Below are 21,361 nucleotides of genomic sequence, written 5' to 3'. Positions count from 1 at the left end.
ACCCCGGTTAAGTCTTCAGTAACTTACGAAAGATAAGCGAGGGCTGCATTAATTAGTCCACAAACAACACCGCCCCCATATACTCCTGCAACAATCCCCGGTTTTGATCTTGCTTCTTTAGTAAGTTGGCGAGCTTGTTCAAGTTGATCGGCTTTAAGACGACCGTTGCCATTTTGTCATTGGTCATGGGGTTGTTGATGTTGATTTTTTGTGTGGTTGCTAAGTCGTTTTGCGATGGGTAGATAATCGTCGATGACTTTTGATCTCCACTGCTTAACGCATAAATGGCCAGCTGGTATAACATATCGCGTGGGAGTGCATTCTCCCACAAGTCTTTGTATTTGGCATCCGCTAGTTTCACGACTTTGTTTTTCTTTAACAGCGCATAGTCCGGTCTTGGTGTCGGTGACTTTCTTCGTTTTGGATTATAGCCTGGTGCGTAATGGAACGTTTCGTGCAGTTTAAACTGTTCGCGTAACGAATAATAAGGCACAAAATCACGAATGAGCTTTTCGACAAAGGCTTCAAAAAAGACGTTCATATCAAAGAGAAATCCACTCAAGTGGATCGGATTATCGGCCCCTTCAATTTCTAAGCCTTGCGTTTGATAAAGCAACGTGATGATTTCCACAATCGGACGATAATGCTCAGACAAACGGTTAATACGGGTCTGTGCTTGCTGCAGTTGTTGTCTATTGAGGAGGATCGGTGAGATATATTCCTCTAATTGCGAACACAGGCGCTGCAGGCTCTTCTTTAACTGATCGTCTTGGACCATTTGAATACTAAGCTTTAATCCGGCTAACAGCACATGATTGAGAAGATGATCTTCATTGCGTTCAAAATAAATGCTCGGCAGCGTCGTTTTTTGAAGATGTTTTTCTCTCACCAATTGGTTAAAATCTAACCGCCCTTTCGGAGAGGATAAGTCGTCTTTCTTACGGACATATCCTCTGACCAGTTCCCTTCTCACTAATTGATCGGCGTAGCCATACAACTGAAAGATTAAAATATCGAAAAAAGGAAAAGTGTCGAGCTGGAAATCTGCTTGATTGACGATTTTTAAATCTTTGACAGAATAAGCATAGTTCAGTAATGTCATCAGCTCGACTCCTTTGATTTTCGGAGTGATCGTCAGCTGCAGGTCGCCGATGACGATGGTCCCGATAAAGGAGTTGGTCTGAATACTAAGTCCGTTTTTTAATTCGATAATCTCCAGCATCTTCTTTTCATTCAGCCATTGAACAGTTGCTTGTGCAGCCTCATCATTCGGTAATTCCTTCTCGGAAATAAATATCGAGTCCCACTCTTTCATTACTAATTTCATCTTAATCGACCAACTTACTTTCTACATTCTCCTCTTGTTCCTCTTCATCCAGACCTTCATCATCCGTTTCCGGTAATAAATGATTTTCCGTACTTAACTCTGGAGTCGGTTCCAATAAGGCATTGACGAGTGAAACGGTGCTGTCATCGTTGAAAATGTCTGCTTTAATCGTCTTCTGTTTGACATCGACGATTGCAGATCCTAATATTTTAGCCATCGTGGCGTAGTCCCCGTAGCAGTATTCTTCAATTAACGGGATGATGTCTTCTTCGATAATTCGTTTGAACTTTTCATAGTTGCGAATCGGCTTTTCTTTTTCTAAAAAGTACGCATGACCAATTTGTAAGTTTCTCGCATCTTGTCCCAAGTTTTCAACGATTCGTGCATTCAATGCTTTTAACCATTCGCCTAATGGCAAACTTTCAATAAGCACATCTTCTAACAGCGAATAGTCCGTCAATAATTCAATAAAACCAAAACGGCGGCGCAGTGCGACATCGAGTAAGGCAATAGACCGGTCAGCTGTGTTCATCGTCCCGATAATGTACACATTTTTCGGCACTTGAAACGGTTCATTCGATAACGGTAAAATGACTTCTTTTCCGCGCTTGTTGCTTTCGATGATCGTAATTAATTCACCAAAAATACGTGAAATGTCCCCTCGGTTGATTTCATCAATAATAAGGTAAAAGCTATGATCGGGATTATTGATAGCGTCTTGACAAATCGTTTTAAAAATACCGTCCTTCAACTGAAACACCGTTTGATCGTTAATGACTGTTGGCTTAATTCCTTCCATAAAATCCTCATAACCGTAAGAAGGATGGAACGTACACATTCTCACCGTACCTCTAGCCGTGCGGTTTCCTTTAATCACTGCTTTTTGTTCCTCTGTTAGTGTTGCAAAGTTCTTACTGTAAATTTCTCGTGCGGACAGCTCGGAGCATGTATGCTCAGCATGGTGAGTTTTCCCTGTTCCTGGTGGCCCGTATAGAATGACCTGACGTTTTCGGCTTAAAATTTTCTCGATTTTCGCAGCCATCCCTGTCAGTGGTTCGAGCTTCGTCGGAACAGGAATTGGCTCATGCTGTTCTTCAGCTAAGATCTTTTCAATCGCTAATAAGTTATCAATATCTCGTAATTGATGCGTCGTCGTTTGTAGGCCTTCGCTCGGATTCGGTAGCTTCGTATTCGGTGTTTTTAACCAATCGACTTTTACCGTATGCGGGAAGTCCTTACCTTCAACATATTGATAGCCACCGATAACTTTACCAATTCCTAATACCGTTTGTCCTTCGGCTGCGACGATCACTGTACCGCGATGCAGGCGAGTAAAGAACGTCACGATCTGCAGCGTCCATTTACCAATGACTTGAGGGGTCTGATCATAATTCTCTTCAAGAATCGCGCGAATGTGTTTTTTCATCTCAGTTATTTTCATATCCTCAAATCGGCTTAAATCCCCTAATGCCGGCCAGCCAATCGCAATGTGGCCTTCGGTATACATTTCGTTCCAATAGCTGGTTGTACCAGAAGTCGTACCAACACGAATATAATGATGCGGTCCACCGTATAGTTCATTGAGACAATGGGTGAAATGATTGATCGGACACTCAATTTGTCGTGCAATCGCCATCAGTTGACCTGCCCAAGAATAAAGACCGCCTTGTTCATTCGGCTTGACATGTAATTTGATTAACACATTTTTTTGCCAATTATCATTGTGAAAATCATCAATTCGCTCCGGAAAAATCATATGATAATATTTATGAACCCAGCCAAGTTTGCCCATATTAAACTCTAATTGGGATTCAAGCTCCAGCTGTAATTTGATGTACGCATCCTCGTCAACCGGACCTTCCTTTGAAATAAGTTGGCCGATCATCTCAGCACCTTGTACGAGGTTGTCACGAATCTTCATCGCCATGTCGATCGCTTGCTCTTGGTCAAGTTCAACTGGATCTTGGTTGTACCCCGTCACCCACACACCGTCACTGTTTCTCTTAAACATAATATATTTAAAGGCACTGCCACCTGAAATACTGCCATATATCGTCGTTCGAAATTCATCATCGTTTTTAAACTCTAACCAATAAACTAAACTATCGCGGTTGCCAAGATTAGATACTGTCTCTAATAATTCTTCTCCTTCTAGATCCTTTAGTTTTTCTGGACCAAATTTTTCTTGAAAGAGACGATAGTCTTCTTGAAGCTCCTCTTGCGTGGGTACTTTCTTTTCTAGGAGCAACTTCTTGCGCTTATCCATGATCTTTTGCAATAACATATGTAACTCTCCCCTTTGGCTGTAGTTTTTTGTTGTTATGGCGGTTCGTAAACCTATAGAATTCCATGTACTAGTATAGTGTTATAGTATAGAGGAAAAAATTGACGTACCGTTTCCTTTTTTGGGCTGGGTGGTTTGTTGATCGATGTTTTAGTCGTAAAAAATGACTTCTAATCGCTTCATAATGCCTAACACTTCTTCTATTAATTCATTTTCATTTCGGTTCGATAAAGCGAGGAATAAGTGGTCTAAACTTTGTTCCACTTCGCGCTTTAGTATCGTTTTATCTTCAGAAACAGGCTTTTTAATTTTTTTGTTTTGGTTCATCCGATAATTCGCTAAACACTTCGTAAACGCATGGCGGATATCCGCTGTTTCGATTGCAGGGTGACAGGAGCTGCACAATGTAACGAGGTTATGCTTATGATTCACTCCACCATATTTTCTCGGTATTTTATGGTGAACATGCAAACCCTTATCCGAATCGCAGACAACACAAGCCCAACCGTCACGATCTTTCACTTCTTTTTTTAGTGTCTCAGTGAACGGCTGACTCCACACATTACTAAATAAAATTTGTCCGCCCTTCTGTTCAATCCGCTCAAGCACTTCTTGATGGGGTAGAATGATCATTTCCACAATCGTTAAAACCGCTGAAGCAATCTCATCCTCATCAGCATTTTCCATTAGTTGCTCTTCTTCATCTTTTTCTTCAGGTTGATCAAAGACTATCTCTGATAAATCACAAACGTACTCTCGAAGAATAGCGAGATCTCTTCCACGGGACTTTTGCATTAGCACTTTCACTTTTTCATAAAATTCATGAACCGAGTCATTTTGCCAGCTTGGCAATTGCGTTTTAACAGAAGGTGGAATGTGTTTTCTCCAGCTCGTATCCTCTTTTATCTCGTCTTCCCAATCATCGTTGTCTTTTAACGCACCATATCTATATTTCTCAATGACTTCGAGAGGATTAATAAAGTCATTCGTCGTTTGGTCATAGCCATTTTCATACAGGTCTTCTAACGTTTGAATAATAAACTGTCGGTCTTCTTTGGAGTTCGAGTATCGTAATTCTTCATCCGTAATTTCGGTAAAATCTATGCCAAGATCCGGAAGTTCTCTCATGTTTAAAATGTTCGCTAATTCAAAAATTCTTTTAATCTCATTCGTCGTTATTTCTTGAGTTTCTAGAAAACTCAGCATGCTTTTTAAATCTTCAATGTGATAGTCAGTCAAATCATCTATCGTAACAGTCGCAAAATCAAGTTCACTGAATTCTGGAATGTGGTTAATCCCAGATTCCTCAACTATCATCAGAATGTCTTGTTTGATGCCGCGAGCTTCCTCATCCTTTTCGTCTTCCAAAAGGTCATCTTCTTCCTCTATATGCGTGGCGTTACCATACTTTTCATTCATTGCGATATGCGTCTCGATCGCATCTAAAAGGAGAATGAGCTCTGTTTTCGATTGCTTTTCTAGTTGGAATTCATTTAAGTTCGTTACCTGTTTGTTTCCTTTAATGGTCGTGAGGTTATTTTCTTCGATTAAATCCATGATTTTACGAATCAGTTCTATGTTTTCTGATTGCTGTTGTTTATCTTCTACCACTCGTTCGATATGTTCTTTTTCTTCTTTCGCACTAGAGGAATTAAATGCGTGCAACGCGTCCAAAGGATCTTCTTCAAAACCACTTTCGTAAAGTTCCTCTAATGTCTTTAAAAGCAACTGACGATCCTTGTTGGAAATCGTGTAACGGAAGTCATAGTCGGTCATTTCTGTAAAATGGATGTCTAGGCTCGGTAATTTAGTGATATTCATCATCCTCACTAAATGATGAATCATCTTGATTTCAGCGCTCACGATTTCTTGTCCTTCGAGGACGTCGAGCATGGATTCCAGCTCATCGAGTTCATAATGGGCTAAATCATCGACTGTCAGCTTTGCGAAATTGAGTTCACTAAACTCACGAATCCGATCGATTTCAAGGTCTTCAGCCAACATCAAAATCTCATATTTGATCTTGTCTATTTTTTCGTTATTCGGTTTCGACTCTGATTGTTGACCTGTCTTTAGCTGCTGGTTCAGGTGATTTTGGATAGCCGTATGTAATAAAGTAAGCTCGTCCTTGGATTGTTTGCCTAGACGATTATGAGTTAAGGTACCGAGATCTAGACTTACTCCTTCGATACGAGTCAAATTGTTTTCTTCGACTAAATCCATAATTTTATTCGTCAGCTCGGTCATTTCCGCTTGCCTTTTAATTTGTTCCAATACCGGATCGCGAGTGCTTTTCTTCCCCTTTCCGCTTCGGCTTGCCTTTTTCGCCAATAAGTAATTGACAATCATATCCCGGTCTTTTTTCGTATATGTATGCTTTAAATCATTCATGGTTATTTCAAAAAAATTGATCGATAAATGCGGAATTGACTCCACATCTAACTCATCGACTAACTCTAGGATTAACTCTACTTGTTCATTCACATCATAAACTTTGTTGTATTTTGAATTTGTCATGTTAAATCTCCTTTAGGAATGAGTCCAGTTAATCAATTATCTCACAATTTTTTCTATTTAAGGGACAGAACTAGACAAAATATTATAATTTTCAACTATTTTCAATTCGCTCAACCAACTGGGTAAAAAGAAAACGAACCATGTTCGGTTCGTTAAATTGTTGGATGAGGTGCCATAAATAGTAAGACACATCTGTGCGCAGATACAATATTGCGCTTCCTCGTTTAGTGAAACTAAAAAAACAATGAGCTGCTAACCCATTGTCATTTTTAGTGCTATCCATTATTAAACTGAAAGAATATCTGCTCCAACTCCAAAATGTTTATAAAGATGCTTGTCTACCATTTGCTCTACCTCATCAGCTGTAAGCATGTCTAGGATCATCGCTCCGCCCACTACGTTTAAATATTTGTTGGCTTGGACGAAGTGGTCTCTTTTAATTGGTATTCCTTTTTCTTTAAGTTTGACTAGAGATTTTAAAATACCTTTTGTAATATTTCGATTAGACGTAAAGTTACTAGAGAAGAAGACTACGCATCTTGCAGAAAAGTCGCTATTGCAAAAGAACTCGGTTAGCCAGTAAGGATTGTCCTTGTTTTCCTCATCATACGTCATATAACCAACCCACCATAAACGAGCTAGGATATGAACAAACAAAGAGCGTTTGTTACCATTTTTAAAGAATAAGGCTGTATTTATACGCTTGTCATTATGTTCTAGGAGTTCTTTTTTTAATCGATAGTAGGTGAACTCTCTTAACTGTAAATGAGCTAATCCAGACCAGAGCCTTTCTTGTGTCGCTTGTGAAACGGTAAGATCTTTTAACGCATTATATAGAATTTTTACGTTTTCTTGATCACTCAATAAATAGTTTTCATCCATATTTAAAGTAGGTATATCAAAAGAGATATTCGACTCTAGTATTCTACCATTCTCTTTAAAGTAGTCATTAAACCATTCATTGTTTTTGGTATAGTAATGCTCCTTGTAGGCATCATAGTTAGAACGTAAGTCCATGAGTGTCTCATCGGAAATGAATTGTAGCTTCAAAACTAATCCTCCGTCCTATTAAGCTTTTCGATTTCTTCAAAGCTAGCTCTTAAAGGTTTTCGTAATACTAATTGGGCCGCTTGAAGTGGAGAGAGACTATCCGTTCCTACGTCTTCAAGCCTATAATGATTCTCCGCAAAAATTTTGTCTAGAACTTGGTACCAAGTATATTCATCTAATTCGCCCCTGCTATCTCTTAGTTTAGAAAAAACATAAACAAGAGCTGGCACAATAACGGTTGATAGTATCGTGTTTTTTATTCGTGAATTTGCAGTTGTAGCGTATTGGTTATATTCGTATTCAGGTAAAAGAATCGTAATGTTATTAGAATGAATATCAACATCCATATACTCTTTCTTTAATGACTTTGTCACCGTTATGATGGATGGTAAATTTAGAAACTCCGTATGGTCCTCAAATAAATTCATTTCAATAGCTTCACCTATCGCAATAAAATTACCTTTTTCAAATTGAACGGGCAGCTCCTTAAACCATTTATTTAATAATTCATTGGTATAGTTTTCTACCGTTTCTTTTGCAATAATAAATGTGTGAATAAAAATTTTCCCACGCAACTCAGCAGCAGGGATGACAACATCTATTTTATTCTCGTTTGTTTCATATGCTTTACGAAAACTCGTCTGCGGGCATTCAATATGCACTAGATATACAGCTGACTTCTCCTCTATCAATCTACTTATTCCTATATTGTCTAGGTAAAAGTCCACAGAAATTCGAACTTCTCCAAAGGCTTCATTCACGTGGATAGCAGCTGTAAAACTGGAGCTAGTGTAATCATCATTATTCACATACAACACTGGATATGGATACGATGAACTAATTTTCATATAACTCTACCTCCAGTACACAATAATCTAAATAATCAATTTCTACGTTAATCATAAAACTTTTGTTTGCTTTAACAGATTGGACGTAGACCGTATTCGAACTAACCTTTTCTACAGTAACATCTTTGTCATCAGTGGATGCATTCTTAATAGGAAGATCGTAGTCACTTTGTTCGCCCATTACTTTAAAGACTAATTTCCCATTCTCTAACGATTTTTTTGGTGAGATAAAAAACTTATATTTACCCTGGCTCTTGTCAATGGGAGCATATTTCTGTTGGATTTGAACGGGGTGTTTACTTGGTTTTCGTTCTTTCTTTTTATCTTTATCCCCATTCGTTTGGGGATTCACTTCATTTTGTCCCCCTGGTTCGGTTGTGCTACCACCGGCATCTCCCCCGTCACTATCATTTGCGGCACCGCCCCCACCTTCATCACCAGTTGGAGTAATTCCATAATTCCCCTCTAACTCTTTATCTAAATCTTCATGACGATCTTGTCCTTTAGTTCTCGCTCGTTTTTTTGGATCTTCTTTTACTTCTTTTGTAATAATCGATTTAATTGTTGAATTTAACGATTCTCGTTTTTTCGTGCCACTATCAGCCAGCAAGTTTTTATTTGGTAAAAAATCATTTAACCCAACCGCATCCATCGAATCGGTGATTTTTTCTTGAAAGTAATCTTTCACTGTATTTCTAATAAAGCTCTTCAAGTCTCCGTAGATCTTTTTCGCTAATTTCGGGTCCTTTTCATACCTCTCCGCAGACCATTCATTATGAGCAGGGTTTTCCATTTGTTTAAAAACATTATTCATTTGAGCACCTGTAATCATAAGTAAACCTGTAAAAGATATGCTTCCACTTATATTCTTTTGTTCAAAGATCATCATTCCAGTTTTCCGAGTCATTAAGACACGTCTATTTAAATCCTCGCCATTTAGCAAGTATAATTCCGCTTCTCCTTCTTCAAATTGAAGCCCATTCTTATATTTTCGTGCCGGGTATTTTATTTTTATCGTCTTATCCGAGATTAATAGATTAAAATAATTTTTTAGTACTCGGTTCTCCTCACTATCATCTAACTCAGCAATAAGTTCTCCTATGTTTTCATGATTAATTTCAAAATCATTAATCTTAACGACTAACTTTTTGTTGTATACCGTTATGAAGAAGTTGACTAGAACTGATTTTGTAACCGCTGCTTCCCAATTACCCTTTGGTTGGAAACCTGCAATATAAATATCTGTACCCGTCTCCTCACGAGTAAAGTTCTGGTCAAGTGAGATGTCTCCGGGAATAGCTAACGATCTTTCATCAAAAGTAAAGTAACCATTGCCTAACGTAATTTGATCGTTATTCTTTTTGAACGACATAATATTTGCAACACCAATATAAGACTTATACCCGGAAATATCTAAAGAAGCATAAAACAGCGTTCTTAGGTTTGAATTTAAAAAGGGCGCAGATTTACCAATACCGAAGCTACCGCCCGAGCTTTCGTCTTTATTAGAAGACCCTGCTTCCTTAACTAAGGTACTCCAAGGAGAACCAATTTCCCCTTCTTTTGCTCCTTCTAACCCCTTTGTGTTAAAATCACTAATTCGTAAAAATTGTATTTGCTGTTGGTTAAATAACTTAAGCGCATTTTCAATAAAATCTTCGCTTTTTTTATTTCTCCCAAGCCATGTTTCCTTACACTGATGAAATACATCTACTAACTCTTCTTTATTTGGAAAACTCGTGCTATCAGCAGAAAAGCTTTTAAATTCAACCAAAACTGGTTTACTTTTATCTTTAACCGCATCTAATGAATTTTGGCAGATTTCTCTTGTTAGTGAGTCTAACGCATTTCCTCTAAACGTTTCTAATCCGGCATTATTTATAGAGTTGATTAAGCCACCAGTCGTAGCTGGAAAGTTCCAGTATCTATTCATTTCTATCCCTCAAATTCTTTTTCAGACTTACCTATACACATTACTAATTCTATTTCTCTATATTACTATTCTACAAAAAATCCCATCAATTTCATATCGTTTCATAGAATTTGTCAGTTCCAATTTTGAAAGAAAAAAATACACCTCTCATGAAGAAGTGTATCTATCCTATATCTTAAATAAAATTTTTCCAAACTTGCTTAGCTATTGTAAATAGTTCTTTTTGACGTTCTTCAATTCGAGTCGAGTTCCATTCTTTGTAAGAGGCCAATTTTTTAGTCATCTCAATCTTGGATTTTTCATATACTTTTTTCTTATCATTAAACAATTTATTTTTAATTGACTTGTTGTACTCATCTGCTAGAAGAGTCAGATTCCCAATTCGATTAATGTATTTGTTGTGAATGTCTTCATGTACTCTCCATTGCCCTATATTTTTAGGCATAATGTGTTCCAAATGAATTTTCATATTATTAGGGTTAACAACTAACTCTCTTTGTTGGAAATCATTTATTTTTCGTAAAATAAACTTAGCTACAGGAGCACTTTTAATTGAACATACTTGAAAATGACTTTCGAATTCTTCATCGTTTAACATTTCTTTCTTGAATTCTTCTGCGATCTCATCAAAAGTCATCGGGGTAGAAGAAATCTTCTTTGCCACCTTAGCGAACAGTACTTCATAACGATTGGCTACTTTCCCCGCAATGACACAGTTTCGAACGATAAAACTTTCAATCGCTTCAACCACTTTTTTTATTTCTGCTTCTTCATAGGATCCATTGACTAGCGCAATCACGATAGGATAGTACGTACTTGCGTTGAGAAGCTTTAAGTTTACTAGATGTTGTTCGATTTCTTTATCTCTAAAAAAGGTTTCATTTGAGGGATCAACAAGCACTTTATAAACATTTAAGCTTTTGACTAACTCCCTTGCAAAGTTTAAACATTCACCTGATGTGGTTACCATACCTTTTAGATTTTTGTAAAGTTCTTTTTCCCGTGTGAAATCGTATTTTGAATTCCATATCGTTCTAAAATACTTCGTTAGGTCAATCCCGTCAGCACTTTCTTGCATTTTCAACCATTCATTTTTTACTTCTTCAATTAGATTGTCTGATGTTTTGAATAAATGATTCTTTAGTAGATCTGAGGTTTCAAGCTCTTTACCTCTCGCGTTAAGAGTTTCAAATATGATAAATGCTTCATTCATATCATCCGTCTCTACACACATCAAACTAAATTTATTTTTAAAACCATTATAATATTCGACTAATTTATTGTATTTATCCTCGTCTTCTAGATCCTTTAACTCCTCCAATAATTGGTCATACAGATAATCATAAGCCTCTTTAATTCGAATATGTGACGGTTCCGTAATCTCACCAGACACCGGAATTCCACGTTGAATAAAGTCTCTAAAGAAGATATTATCGATCTTACCTAAATGGAACTGAAGCTCGTTCTCTTCCTCGCTCCAACGACCAATAATTTTTAGACGAATATCCTCGACCTTATTTCTCGCCCCATCTCGATTCGTTGCTGTATAAATGTCATCAAACAGCTGCCTAATTACAGACAAAAATATAATCGACGTGGAACTACGTTGTTGACCATCAATAATATATTTCTTCTTATCCTCTTGATCATCGTGGATAACGACTTGTCCAAAGAAATGATTATCACGACTGTTCTCAACTAAGTCGTACAAATCTAACCAAAAATCCTTAATCTGTTCATCTCTTTCCCATGAATATTCTCGTTGATAATCTGGAATGTAAAACTTATCACTTATTAAAAACTGTTGAACTGTGTAAAAATTAAACTTCTTAATCGTCAAATTTATCTCCTACTTTTCAATAAATTGATGATTTAATTATACATGATTTTATTTTCAGAAGGTATTCTACAAGCATTATCCAACTCTATTAATTCATAATTTCGATTAGATTAAAGGTATTCTAGGTTACTTCTCTTTCCGCTCAAAATAAGCATGCAGTCGATACTCACAAATCTCTTTCGTCCATTCATACAGTACTTCGTTGTCCTCCTCGGCCACATCAAATTCCATTTTAAATACTCCGTCTTCAAAAGAAAGCAATCCTTTTGAACTTGTACTCCATTTCATCATTGGCATATTAGCAATCAGTTTCGCCACTTTTGTTTCGTCGTAGTCCCACAGAGCTTTGCCTTGTTTATCGGATAAATCTATGCGTTTGCGGTATTCTTTTTCGGTTAAGTAGCAGTGAAAATATGGTGCTACTTCTTCAGATGTTACAGGGTTTGTCCAATAATCTTTACCTCGACTTAACATGTAGGATAAGACGACCATTTTATAGCTTTTGTTCATCCCAGTACGTTCAACTTCTTGGAGCCATGTTTCATAGGTTTTGAAAACCTCTTCTTCAAAATCAGTAAGTTCGTTTGCCCAATAGAGGAAGCCAGTAAAAGAGTTGAAGTCTTGTTTATAGTTTTTGCTGTCGGCATTCCCGTATAAGTGTAACTCTAAGTAGGTTGGACGCTTTCCTAATTCTTGTTTTAAGGCAAAATAAGCTTCTCTCAATTGTTCTTTTCGAGGCTGCCTCTTTTTGCGGAGTTCATCTAATAGTTGTATAACTTCCATTTCAAAATCAATAAAGCAGGTTTCAGGAACCTGTGGAACGCTAGATGGTGCCTTTGCTCGTTCTTCTCCCTGTCTTGTATCTAGTAAACGCAGCTTATTATCTGCGTTTCGATAATTTCCAATCAAATCGATAATCGTACAGTACTCTTTCCCTTTAAATAAACGAAGGCCTCGACCGACTTGCTGCGTAAATACCGTTAACGACTCTGTTGGACGTACGAATAAAAGGGTATCTAACGAAGGAATATCCGTACCTTCATTGAAAAGGTTTACAGTAAAAATGACCTCAAGATCACCGGTTTCAATCATTTGAATGGCTTTTGTACGTCCAAATTCACTTCCATTCGAATGGAGACTTGTGGCTTTTACTCCGTTTTCTTTAAAATAATTGGCTAGAAATGAAGCTTGTCTAATTGAAGAACAAAAGGCGAGCGTTCGCGTTTGTTTATGCGTTTTCCAAGCTTCCAATATCTTTTCTGCCATCTCTTCTCTTAATTGCGCGGCTAATAATTCTTCATCGTCATATCTGGTGCCCAGCCAGGTAATTTGTGAATAATCCGTTTCATCATACACTCCGACATAATTAAAAGGAGCTAACCACTGGCGTTGTATGGCTTCAATAAAGTCAATTTGATAGGCGACATTTCCATCACAAATCCCATAAACATCTTTTCCATCCATTCGATCAGGTGTTGCGGTAATCCCAAGTAAAAATTCAGGCTTAAAATAGTCAAGAACCCGTTGGTACGTTTTTGCCGCTGCATGGTGGAATTCATCGATAACAATGAGATCAAAGCTGTTAGGGTCGAACTTCTCTAAATGACGTTCGTTCGCTAATGTAAAAATGGACGCAAATACACAATCAGCTTCGCCTTCTTTTTCGGTTCCGCTATAAATACCAAACGTACGCTCAGGCATAATATGTTCAAACGATTTTTGAGCTTGTTTTAAGATTTCTTCACGATGAGCGACAAAGAGAATTCGCTCGTAATCTCTCGCAAAAAAGCCAGCTAAATATGTCTTACCCAGGCCAGTAGCCATCACAACCATCGCTTTGTCATAACCTTCTTCGACAACGGTTTGTAAAGACTCGAGTGCCTCAATTTGTGAATGTCTTGGTGAGATGGTGCCGTATGGCGCCGGTTCTTCAACAATGATCGCCGGTTCCTCATCATCAGCTGTTTGATTTAACATTAATTCTACTTCTTCCGTTTTCGTCCACGTACGAACTAAATTCGGATGTTCACGGTGATAATCTTCATACAACTTTTCGTATTCTTCTATCGTTTCTTTGTTCACAGGAACAGTTTGTTCATTAAGAAACAGCTTCATGAACTCCTCTAGCGCTTGTTGAAATGTATCAGGAGAAGCACCGGACTCCATCGCTACATTCCATTCGACCCCATGTGTAAGAGCGGATCGGGACATGTTCGAAGAACCAATGATTAACGTCCCTTCATTCTCCTCATACTGAAACAAGTACGCCTTCGGATGAAACGCTCGACCATTGCTCTTCCACAAGCGGATTTCAATGTTCGGATCTATTTCGTTTATTTTTCTTAACGCTTCTGGCTGCGTCACAAATAAATAGTCACCTGTACAAACCTTCACTTCCGCTCCGCGATCTAATGCTTTTTTAAGTGGTTCCTCCAGAAGTTGTACACCTGACTTCATAACAAATGAGGTTAAAATGTATATAGAAGAGGAGCGATCAATCGCCTCCACCAACTCCGAGATTAGCCGGTCCGTTACTAACTTAATGTTACTCATCATCCACATCAATCAGGAAAATCTTCTCCTGAAAACCTCCACGTTCTTCCGCTTTTTGCTTGCGGATCGCCTCGACTTCATCAAAGTTTGCTCCATGCACGTTAGCAAGGCTATGCATAATCTCTAATACATCAGCAAGCTCCTCCAACGCTTGACCATCTGTTTGTGCCTCTTGGTATTCTGCCATTTCTTCGGTCAGCTTAATTTTTAGTTCTTTTATGTACTCAACCTCATCCAATGGTCTAGTGCGGTATCCCTTTCCTGTTGCTTGGATGATTGCTGGGATTTTATCACGAACAAGTTTATTGTAAATTGGCATAAGACAACATTCCTTTTTATGTATTATTTACCAGTTTACCATAGCGCTATTATAGCGTGAAGGGAGTAGTTAAAAAGAACCATCTCCTTAATTAGGGATGGTTCTTGTCATATTTTTTATTATTAATTTAACTGCTAGTTTCTTAGAATAACTAATACCCGTTGGACTTATTAATTTTTGTAAACATTTTATACTAATCCCACCCTCCCCTAGATATTCGCCGTCCCTTTTACCAAATTGCTACCATAAGATATAGAAGTTGAACTAAGAAAGAGAGTGAACCGTATTGCATTTTCTACAAACAAGCATTCAACTTCCTCTGTTCCGGGATGACGGTTTATAACGTTTAATAAAGAGCCTGCCTTTCACCAACATCAGGAACTGGTGAGGACGAGGCTCTAAAATTTCTTCTTCCCCGTCGTTTACACTTTCCTTTTTTTGACCGGTGATCGTCACTTAGTATTAACGAATTGGGATCCTGATCTTTTTTTCTAACTACCTACCCCTTCTCCTGTTTTTTCACTGTCACTTGTTGATTGTATCGGACGATTTGTAGAAGTTGCCTTGCCATAAAGTCCGGGCTGTAGGCGTAGTCTGTGTTCACCCACTCGATGATCATTCCGACGATCGCATAAGCATGATAGCTCGCCAACAAATAAGGTTCAATGTTAGGGGTCACGTTCCTATTGATTAAGTCTTCCATCGATAAGTCTTTCGAACCGTACTTAATTTATTTTGAAAACCGAACAAGGTATCTGATTTTACAATGAGAGAATAAAATGCAGCGTGTTTTCCGACATGTTCGAAAATTTTTACGGCATTTGAGGTTAAATCCTTCACGTCTATCTTTTCTATTTTTTTATATGGGTCCCGGTAGGATGCAATTAAATCATTCGTTACGTCATTAATGATTTCTTCGAGTAAATCTTCTTTGTAGACGTAATGTTTGTAAAATGTCCCACGATTAACGTTTGCCTCTTTTACAATTTCAGTGATCGCTAAATTTTTGAAATCTTTCTGTTTCATTAAATGAAGAAGAGCTTGTTGCATCGCCGCTTTCGATTTCACAACTCTCCGATCGAGATGATGATTCATGGTCCTCCTAGCTGTTACGAAAATGAACAAATGAGCTGCCCATTGTTGAATAATGTACATTTCCATACGTATTTGCTGATTGAAGGGTTTGTTCCGGTACCTGGCCAGTCCGTGTACGGCGCATCCAAAGCTGCAGTTAAAATTTTAACAGAAGGTCTGCACTCCGAACTGCAAGGTACGAACGTGAAAGTGACCGTTGTATTCCCAGGAGGCGTCAATACGAATATTACGACGAATTCTAATGCCGAGCGCTCCCACACTACTAATGATAGTGACCAATCCTACAAGTTATTAACACCAAAAGAAGCTTCTGAAATTATTATAGACGGTATGCATCGATTCCGTGTGCTAGCTGGAAAAGACTCCAAAATGCTAGATGTGATGTACCCTTAAACCCTAGAAAAGCAGCAGACATCATCGCGAAAAAATTAAAGTAATGAAAAATAAGAGCGCCGCCGCAGACACGGACGTTGCTCTTTGCTTATATTATAACTGTTTAAAGTCTCAAAGGAATATGATGGTTTGTCCCCAGCTTTGTAACATATGATCCAATCAAATGACTAGCCCCTTAACCAAGATTACAATAAACAGTTCCTTTGTTTGAGCCACGACTATTTTTCATACTATAATAAAGAAAAACTGTTACGGGAGGATGTATGTTGGCTAAACATAAGATCTATACCATGAGTTTTGCAAGTGTCTATCCACACTATATTACGAAGGCGGAGAAAAAAGGCCGGACGAAAACAGAAGTCAATGAAATCATCCGTTGGTTGACAGGGTATAACCAGGAAGAGTTAGAAGCCCAACTAGAAAAAAAGACAGACTTTGAGACCTTCTTTGCAGAAGCTCCCCAACTAAATCCTTCGAGGGCTTTGATCAAAGGTGTCGTCTGCGGTGTCCGAGTGGAAGACATCGAGGAACCGACTATGCAGGAAATCCGCTATTTGGACAAGATGATCGATGAGCTGGCTAAGGGAAAAGCACTAGAGAAGATTTTTCGGAAATAATAATTAAGATGTAGAAACATGAGAGGTCATAAAGTGTCTACTCACAATACTCCCCCCATACAAAAATTATTTCTTAAATGATAAACCAGCTTCTTCTAATAAAGTTCTCATCGTTGGTACTATGTAGTTTTGTTTTATCGTATGAAGTGGCACGAGGTGATGGACATGAATAAAGTCTTTTCCAACATCTCCATACACTTTTTCAAAATCAAACTGACAAATTTGACACTCCACTCCGTAATGTTCTGCAAACGAGGCCTTCTATGACTTCCACTTTGTAGCGAACTTTTCGCGTCTTCCCTGAAACATACATGAATAGTAGATCACTATTTTCATACTTCAATAGCAGGTATATCATACAATTGATAGTATACTTGCTTGTATTCCCAGCTAATTAGAAGATTTTTTACTCGTTTTGTTTGTACGTGTAGATGTCCTTCAAAGAGAAATACACCACGACACCTTCCTATTCGACATATTCCCACAAGTTCCCTACCAAAGATCCCTGAACGAGAAACAAAACATAACGCCATTACTGCCCTGGCAGAAACAGATTAAAAAATAATTATAAAGCATTATTTAAATTTTTCTATTTTAATGGCTTCTGACAACCGACCGCTTCTTCAGATTTAAAACAACAAACCCTAAAATGAGTCCTGAAAGGACAAGGTATATCGCAAATTGATGTTCCAGTGAAATAACCCCTATTGAAAACAAGGATAAAATGAATACAAAAATAGTGTTACCTATAAATGTGCCTAAAATGTAGTCTTTTCCTTTTATATTACTAATACCACCAACTATATTCACAAGACTAGCTGGCATAAAAGGTAATAAGCGGCACATTAAAATAAATTTAAAACCATTCTTCTCCATTTTTTGTTTTACTTTCAAATGATTATATTTTTGCCCCCAAAACTGAAATCCATATCTTGCCAGATAGAAGATAAGAATTGAACCCAAGAAATTACCAGCTAAACTCCAAAGATAACCATATAAAAATCCAAATAACCATACATTAAACATCGTTAATAAAAGAAACGGAATTAATGAAATCACATTTTGCATTAACATAAATCCCATCGTTATCATTAAAATACTCTTCCATTCATTTCCCATCATTTCTCTTAATGTATCCCATTCACCCGCTTTGAAGTAACTTACCCATTCTTTTTGATTCATAAGGAAAATACTGATAAAAATAACGAATACTAGTAAAAGGAATAATTTCATATTTGTCCTCCTTGGTACCCAATGAAGTTTAACTATAACTGGGTATTGTGTTTTTTCTGTGAGGATTCCAATAGGAAATTTATACTTACAAATTAATCGAGCTCCCCTACATCGATTATGAAAAACATAAGTTGTTATTCAGGTTGACCTGCTCCAGCGAGTTTGATCCAACTCTTCCCCCCATCTATTGTTTGATATAGATCTTCTCTAAAAGATCCAACTGTAATCGTACTATTTTTTAATGGATGAACAGCAATATAAGTAATCGCATCATTTTCTAATTGTAAATTTAATGGCATCCAAGTTTGTCCAAAATCATCACTTTTATATAGACCAGTATTTTCACCAATAAGATAAGCAAATAGCTCACCAGTAGGTATTGAAGTTCCACTCGTCATGGATTGCCTTTGATTTGTCACTGTCCAAGATTGACCACCATCGGTTGAGAGATACGTTCCATCGTCTACACCTGCTAAAATCATTTCTGGCTGGAGAGGATTTGAAACTAACGAATTAATTTTCGAATAATCTTCTGGTAGACCGCTAGCGGTAATAGTTGTCCAGCTGTAACCTCCATCATTAGAAAGATATAAAAAATCTTCATATACATTAATTCCATAAATGATATTACTTTCTCTAGCATTTACCTCCAGTACGTGAAAATCAATGTCACCATGTAAGGAAATGGGCTCCCATGATTCCCCTTTATCATTGCTAATTACAATTCCGAGTGGGTTTTCCAGTTTAGAGTTTATGTTTGGATGACCACTCGAAATCATCGTATTCTCATCCTTAAAAGTAAAACCCATTAAATCATGTCGCTGAGTAATGCCACCAACCCAACTCCATTCATTATCCTCATTAATTTTTACTAATCCCATATGTGTACTCATAAATAACTGAGATGGATCTTCGAGATCATATGCTAATCCATGAATATGAGTAAATGATTCCACAGGTTCATCACTAACTTGAGAGCATGCTACTAATAAAAAGAAAAATAGTATGAACCAGTAAAGTCTAGTTTTTTTCAATATCATCAAAATTAGTCCTCCAATACTAATAATCTTATGTCTCTAGAAATGTAGAAGTAGGAAGAGGGAGACTCAAACCTAGGAGTCTCCCTCTTGTCTTTACTAGATTACAATCCTTTATTCAGGTTGATTTGGTACATTTGGGTCCAATTCAAAAGTTGGTTCAAAGCCTTTATAAACCACTTCGGCAACCATTCCACCATTCGCATGATGGAATTCGTGACAGTGGAACATCCAAATCCCTGGGTTTTTCGCCTCAAAGACAATTTCATACGTCTCATTTGGGCGTACATTTAACGTATCTTTTTTGATCGGAGAGCCCTTGATTGGTTCACCACCTTTAGATAATACATAGAAAAATTCTCCATGAAGATGCATTGGATGATCAACTTCCGTATCGTTTGTAATCGTAAATTTGACGACATCTCCTTCTTCTACTTCATATACCTCATGGTTCGGGAATTGTTTACCATTAATAGTAAAGGTTTCTCCACTATCCTCTGTCCCTAAAAGCATGTCATATTCTTTCGTAATCTCTCCAATTGGTATTTCTTTAGGGGAACCGTAGTTTGTAAAGTCAAAGTAATTGGAGAATGTACTTGTCTCTAGTTCGGCTTCCTCAAACCCTGAATAAACGATCGGGACTAACGCTTGTAAGTTCTGTGGATTTTCTTCTGCGAATACTTCAATCCCCCAAGCACCTGGTTGATCCATTTTAATTTCGATCTCATATCGTTCGGCAGGAGCAATTCGAAATGCGGTGTCTGTAATCCATTCTGGTTCATTCACTTCTTGTCCATCATAATGAGTTACCTTAAACGAATGACCAGGAATGGAAACCACTTGAGTGAATAAACCTGCATTTAAGAAACGTAATTTGGTGGTATCTCCCTCTTGGACTTCAATAGGAGCAATGGCTGGAGTTGCCTTCCCATTAATCACCATCGTGTCGTACATCATATTCATCATTTCTGCATGAGACATACCTTCGTGATCCATACCTCCATGCATGTCATGACCTCCATGACCTCCATGACCTCCATGTCCTCCGTGATGCATATTCCCGTGGTCCATCTCACTATGATCCATACCCATTTCTTCCATCATCGATGACCATTCATCAATTACAATCAATTCATCTACATCATATTCTGGTTGGTTCTTTGGTTCTACAATAAATACTCCGTATAATCCCATATCAACTTGAACCGCACCATTTTGGTGAGAGTGGTACCAATATGTGCCTGGCACGTCAGCTGTATATTCATAGACAAACTCTTCACCAGGCATAATTGCATTTTGCGTTACACCTGGGACCCCATCCATTTCATTAGGTACTGGAAATCCGTGAAGGTGAATAGCTGTAGGTACTGATAACGAATTCTTTACATTTAAGACGACTTCATCGCCTTCCTTAACCCGTATCTCTTGACCTGGTAAGCTACCATTATATGTCCATGCATCAAACATCAATTCATCATTTAACATCCAATGCGCTTCTGTGACTTCAATATTAAAAACCTTTTTCCCGTCTTGTTCTTCTACTGCCACTTCCTCGACAGAATCATTACGCTCTGCTTCGCCGTGGTCCATATTTGTATGATCAACAGCAATATTACTGCAGGCTGCTAGTACAACCATTAATACGGTTATAAATAAAAATTTAAGCTTCATATTTTCACCTCAATGTTTTTCTTTATTGCACACTCATTATAAAAAATAAATTTCGAGAAAATATGCATAAACATGATTTAATTCCGAACATCATTAAAAATCCCCTCAAGCAGCAAGCTTAAGGGGATTAAATTTTCTTATTGACTGGCGTTCAGTATCTTCTTCATTCGTCATAGCCACGCACCACCTGTCAGCTATACACTTTCTCCACTTACACGTGTTAAGGATAAGGACCTTCACCCATTAGCTGAGCACTGCCAAGCGTACATCATGTATTATAATGTTCGTCTATTGTTTCGCGGACTGAGAGGCTCTTATTTTTACTTAAATCATAGTTTTGATGACTTATGAGGACTGAGAGGCTCTTATTTACATAAAACCACGTGATATTAACGAAATTTTCATACAATAGGGGCCTGTGAGTCCGCTAAATCGATCAAAAGGGCATTTGGAATACAAATAAGGGCTTCTGAGTCCTCTTAATATTAAAGGAGTTCTTACTCAGCCCTTTGAAAAGAAATTTTAAAACAATGATAAACAAATGAATCTAAAAAAGCACAACCCATTTGGATTGTGCTTGGTGCCTAGCGACGTCCTACTCTCACAGGGGGAAGCCCCCAACTACCATCGGCGCTGAAGAGCTT

Annotated in this window: 17 protein-coding genes; 2 read left to right on the top strand and 15 right to left on the bottom strand. The window is 37.8% G+C overall.

Going from position 1 to position 21,361, the window contains the following annotated elements; genetic code table 11:
* Window positions 1-52: 52 nt before the first annotated feature.
* The 11 genes from AC2VNP_RS14575 to AC2VNP_RS14525 form a co-directional block, all read right to left on the bottom strand.
* Window positions 53-1,327 (bottom strand): McrC family protein, encoded by a 1,275-nt coding sequence (locus AC2VNP_RS14575; RefSeq protein WP_486918026.1) that lies wholly within the window; start codon window positions 1,325-1,327, stop codon window positions 53-55.
* Between the two features lies 1 nt (window position 1,328).
* Window positions 1,329-3,611 carry an AAA family ATPase gene (locus AC2VNP_RS14570; protein ID WP_486918025.1) on the bottom strand — a complete coding sequence of 761 codons (2,283 nt, stop codon included), beginning with the start codon at window positions 3,609-3,611 and terminating at the stop codon, window positions 1,329-1,331.
* A gap of 150 nt (window positions 3,612-3,761) precedes the next feature.
* Complete coding sequence (locus AC2VNP_RS14565) at window positions 3,762-6,128, bottom strand: HNH endonuclease (protein ID WP_486918024.1); 2,367 nt, start codon at window positions 6,126-6,128, stop codon at window positions 3,762-3,764.
* A 285-nt stretch (window positions 6,129-6,413) separates the two neighbouring features.
* Window positions 6,414-7,178: a DUF6339 family protein gene (locus tag AC2VNP_RS14560; protein ID WP_486918023.1), complete on the bottom strand. Its 765-nt coding sequence runs from the start codon at window positions 7,176-7,178 to the stop codon at window positions 6,414-6,416.
* 2 nt (window positions 7,179-7,180) lie between these two features.
* Window positions 7,181-8,026, bottom strand: coding sequence for a hypothetical protein (locus AC2VNP_RS14555; RefSeq protein WP_486918022.1), 846 nt, complete (start codon window positions 8,024-8,026; stop codon window positions 7,181-7,183).
* Complete coding sequence (locus tag AC2VNP_RS14550) at window positions 8,016-9,959, bottom strand: hypothetical protein (RefSeq protein WP_486918021.1); 1,944 nt, start codon at window positions 9,957-9,959, stop codon at window positions 8,016-8,018. Before AC2VNP_RS14550 ends, AC2VNP_RS14555 begins: the two co-directional genes overlap by 11 nt.
* A 175-nt stretch (window positions 9,960-10,134) precedes the next feature.
* A complete protein-coding gene (locus tag AC2VNP_RS14545; RefSeq protein ID WP_418201064.1) occupies window positions 10,135-11,799 on the bottom strand; it encodes a DUF262 domain-containing protein in 1,665 nt (554 codons plus the stop codon).
* A gap of 126 nt (window positions 11,800-11,925) precedes the next feature.
* Complete coding sequence (locus AC2VNP_RS14540; RefSeq protein WP_486918042.1) at window positions 11,926-14,352, bottom strand: DEAD/DEAH box helicase family protein; 2,427 nt, start codon at window positions 14,350-14,352, stop codon at window positions 11,926-11,928.
* Entirely contained in the window at window positions 14,345-14,671 is a 327-nt protein-coding gene (locus AC2VNP_RS14535; RefSeq protein WP_486918020.1) for a nucleoside triphosphate pyrophosphohydrolase, read from the bottom strand. The genes AC2VNP_RS14540 and AC2VNP_RS14535 overlap by 8 nt, the downstream gene beginning before the upstream one ends.
* Window positions 14,672-15,170: 499 nt before the next feature.
* A complete protein-coding gene (locus AC2VNP_RS14530) occupies window positions 15,171-15,323 on the bottom strand; it encodes a TetR-like C-terminal domain-containing protein (RefSeq protein WP_486918019.1) in 153 nt (50 codons plus the stop codon).
* Window positions 15,324-15,361: 38 nt separating this feature from the next.
* Entirely contained in the window at window positions 15,362-15,766 is a 405-nt protein-coding gene (locus AC2VNP_RS14525) for a TetR/AcrR family transcriptional regulator (protein ID WP_486918018.1), read from the bottom strand.
* Window positions 15,767-15,811: 45 nt separating this feature from the next.
* Between AC2VNP_RS14525 and AC2VNP_RS14520 the strand changes: the two genes are divergently transcribed.
* Together AC2VNP_RS14520 and AC2VNP_RS14515 are read left to right on the top strand one after the other, a co-directional pair.
* Window positions 15,812-16,159, top strand: a complete 348-nt coding sequence (locus AC2VNP_RS14520; protein WP_486918017.1) for an SDR family NAD(P)-dependent oxidoreductase — start codon at window positions 15,812-15,814, stop codon at window positions 16,157-16,159.
* Between the two features lie 266 nt (window positions 16,160-16,425).
* Window positions 16,426-16,776: a DUF2200 domain-containing protein gene (locus AC2VNP_RS14515; RefSeq protein WP_486918041.1), complete on the top strand. Its 351-nt coding sequence runs from the start codon at window positions 16,426-16,428 to the stop codon at window positions 16,774-16,776.
* Window positions 16,777-16,842: 66 nt separating this feature from the next.
* On the opposite strand, the gene AC2VNP_RS14510 is transcribed toward AC2VNP_RS14515, so the two are convergent.
* The 4 genes from AC2VNP_RS14510 to AC2VNP_RS14495 form a co-directional block, all read right to left on the bottom strand.
* On the bottom strand, window positions 16,843-17,010 hold the full coding sequence (locus AC2VNP_RS14510; RefSeq protein ID WP_486918016.1) for a hypothetical protein: 168 nt from the start codon (window positions 17,008-17,010) through the stop codon (window positions 16,843-16,845).
* A gap of 360 nt (window positions 17,011-17,370) precedes the next feature.
* A complete protein-coding gene (locus AC2VNP_RS14505) occupies window positions 17,371-18,009 on the bottom strand; it encodes a TVP38/TMEM64 family protein (protein ID WP_486918015.1) in 639 nt (212 codons plus the stop codon).
* Between the two features lie 134 nt (window positions 18,010-18,143).
* Window positions 18,144-19,049 (bottom strand): F510_1955 family glycosylhydrolase, encoded by a 906-nt coding sequence (locus tag AC2VNP_RS14500; protein ID WP_486918040.1) that lies wholly within the window; start codon window positions 19,047-19,049, stop codon window positions 18,144-18,146.
* Between the two features lie 111 nt (window positions 19,050-19,160).
* Window positions 19,161-20,717 carry a multicopper oxidase family protein gene (locus tag AC2VNP_RS14495; RefSeq protein ID WP_486918014.1) on the bottom strand — a complete coding sequence of 519 codons (1,557 nt, stop codon included), beginning with the start codon at window positions 20,715-20,717 and terminating at the stop codon, window positions 19,161-19,163.
* Between the last annotated feature and the right edge of the window lie 644 nt (window positions 20,718-21,361).

Source organism: Alkalihalobacterium sp. TH-98, assembly GCF_057473385.1.
This window is presented reverse-complemented; position numbering and strand designations above follow the sequence as displayed.

Coding starts and splice junctions, on each gene's coding strand:
- AC2VNP_RS14575 (WP_486918026.1), bottom strand. CDS start 1,327: ATGAAATTAGTAATGAAAGAGTGGGACTCGATATTTATTTCCGAGAAG.
- AC2VNP_RS14570 (WP_486918025.1), bottom strand. CDS start 3,611: ATGTTATTGCAAAAGATCATGGATAAGCGCAAGAAGTTGCTCCTAGAA.
- AC2VNP_RS14565 (WP_486918024.1), bottom strand. CDS start 6,128: ATGACAAATTCAAAATACAACAAAGTTTATGATGTGAATGAACAAGTA.
- AC2VNP_RS14555 (WP_486918022.1), bottom strand. CDS start 8,026: ATGAAAATTAGTTCATCGTATCCATATCCAGTGTTGTATGTGAATAAT.
- AC2VNP_RS14550 (WP_486918021.1), bottom strand. CDS start 9,959: ATGAATAGATACTGGAACTTTCCAGCTACGACTGGTGGCTTAATCAAC.
- AC2VNP_RS14540 (WP_486918042.1), bottom strand. CDS start 14,352: ATGAGTAACATTAAGTTAGTAACGGACCGGCTAATCTCGGAGTTGGTG.
- AC2VNP_RS14535 (WP_486918020.1), bottom strand. CDS start 14,671: ATGCCAATTTACAATAAACTTGTTCGTGATAAAATCCCAGCAATCATC.
- AC2VNP_RS14525 (WP_486918018.1), bottom strand. CDS start 15,766: ATGAATCATCATCTCGATCGGAGAGTTGTGAAATCGAAAGCGGCGATG.
- AC2VNP_RS14505 (WP_486918015.1), bottom strand. CDS start 18,009: ATGAAATTATTCCTTTTACTAGTATTCGTTATTTTTATCAGTATTTTC.
- AC2VNP_RS14500 (WP_486918040.1), bottom strand. CDS start 19,049: ATGATATTGAAAAAAACTAGACTTTACTGGTTCATACTATTTTTCTTT.
- AC2VNP_RS14495 (WP_486918014.1), bottom strand. CDS start 20,717: ATGAAGCTTAAATTTTTATTTATAACCGTATTAATGGTTGTACTAGCA.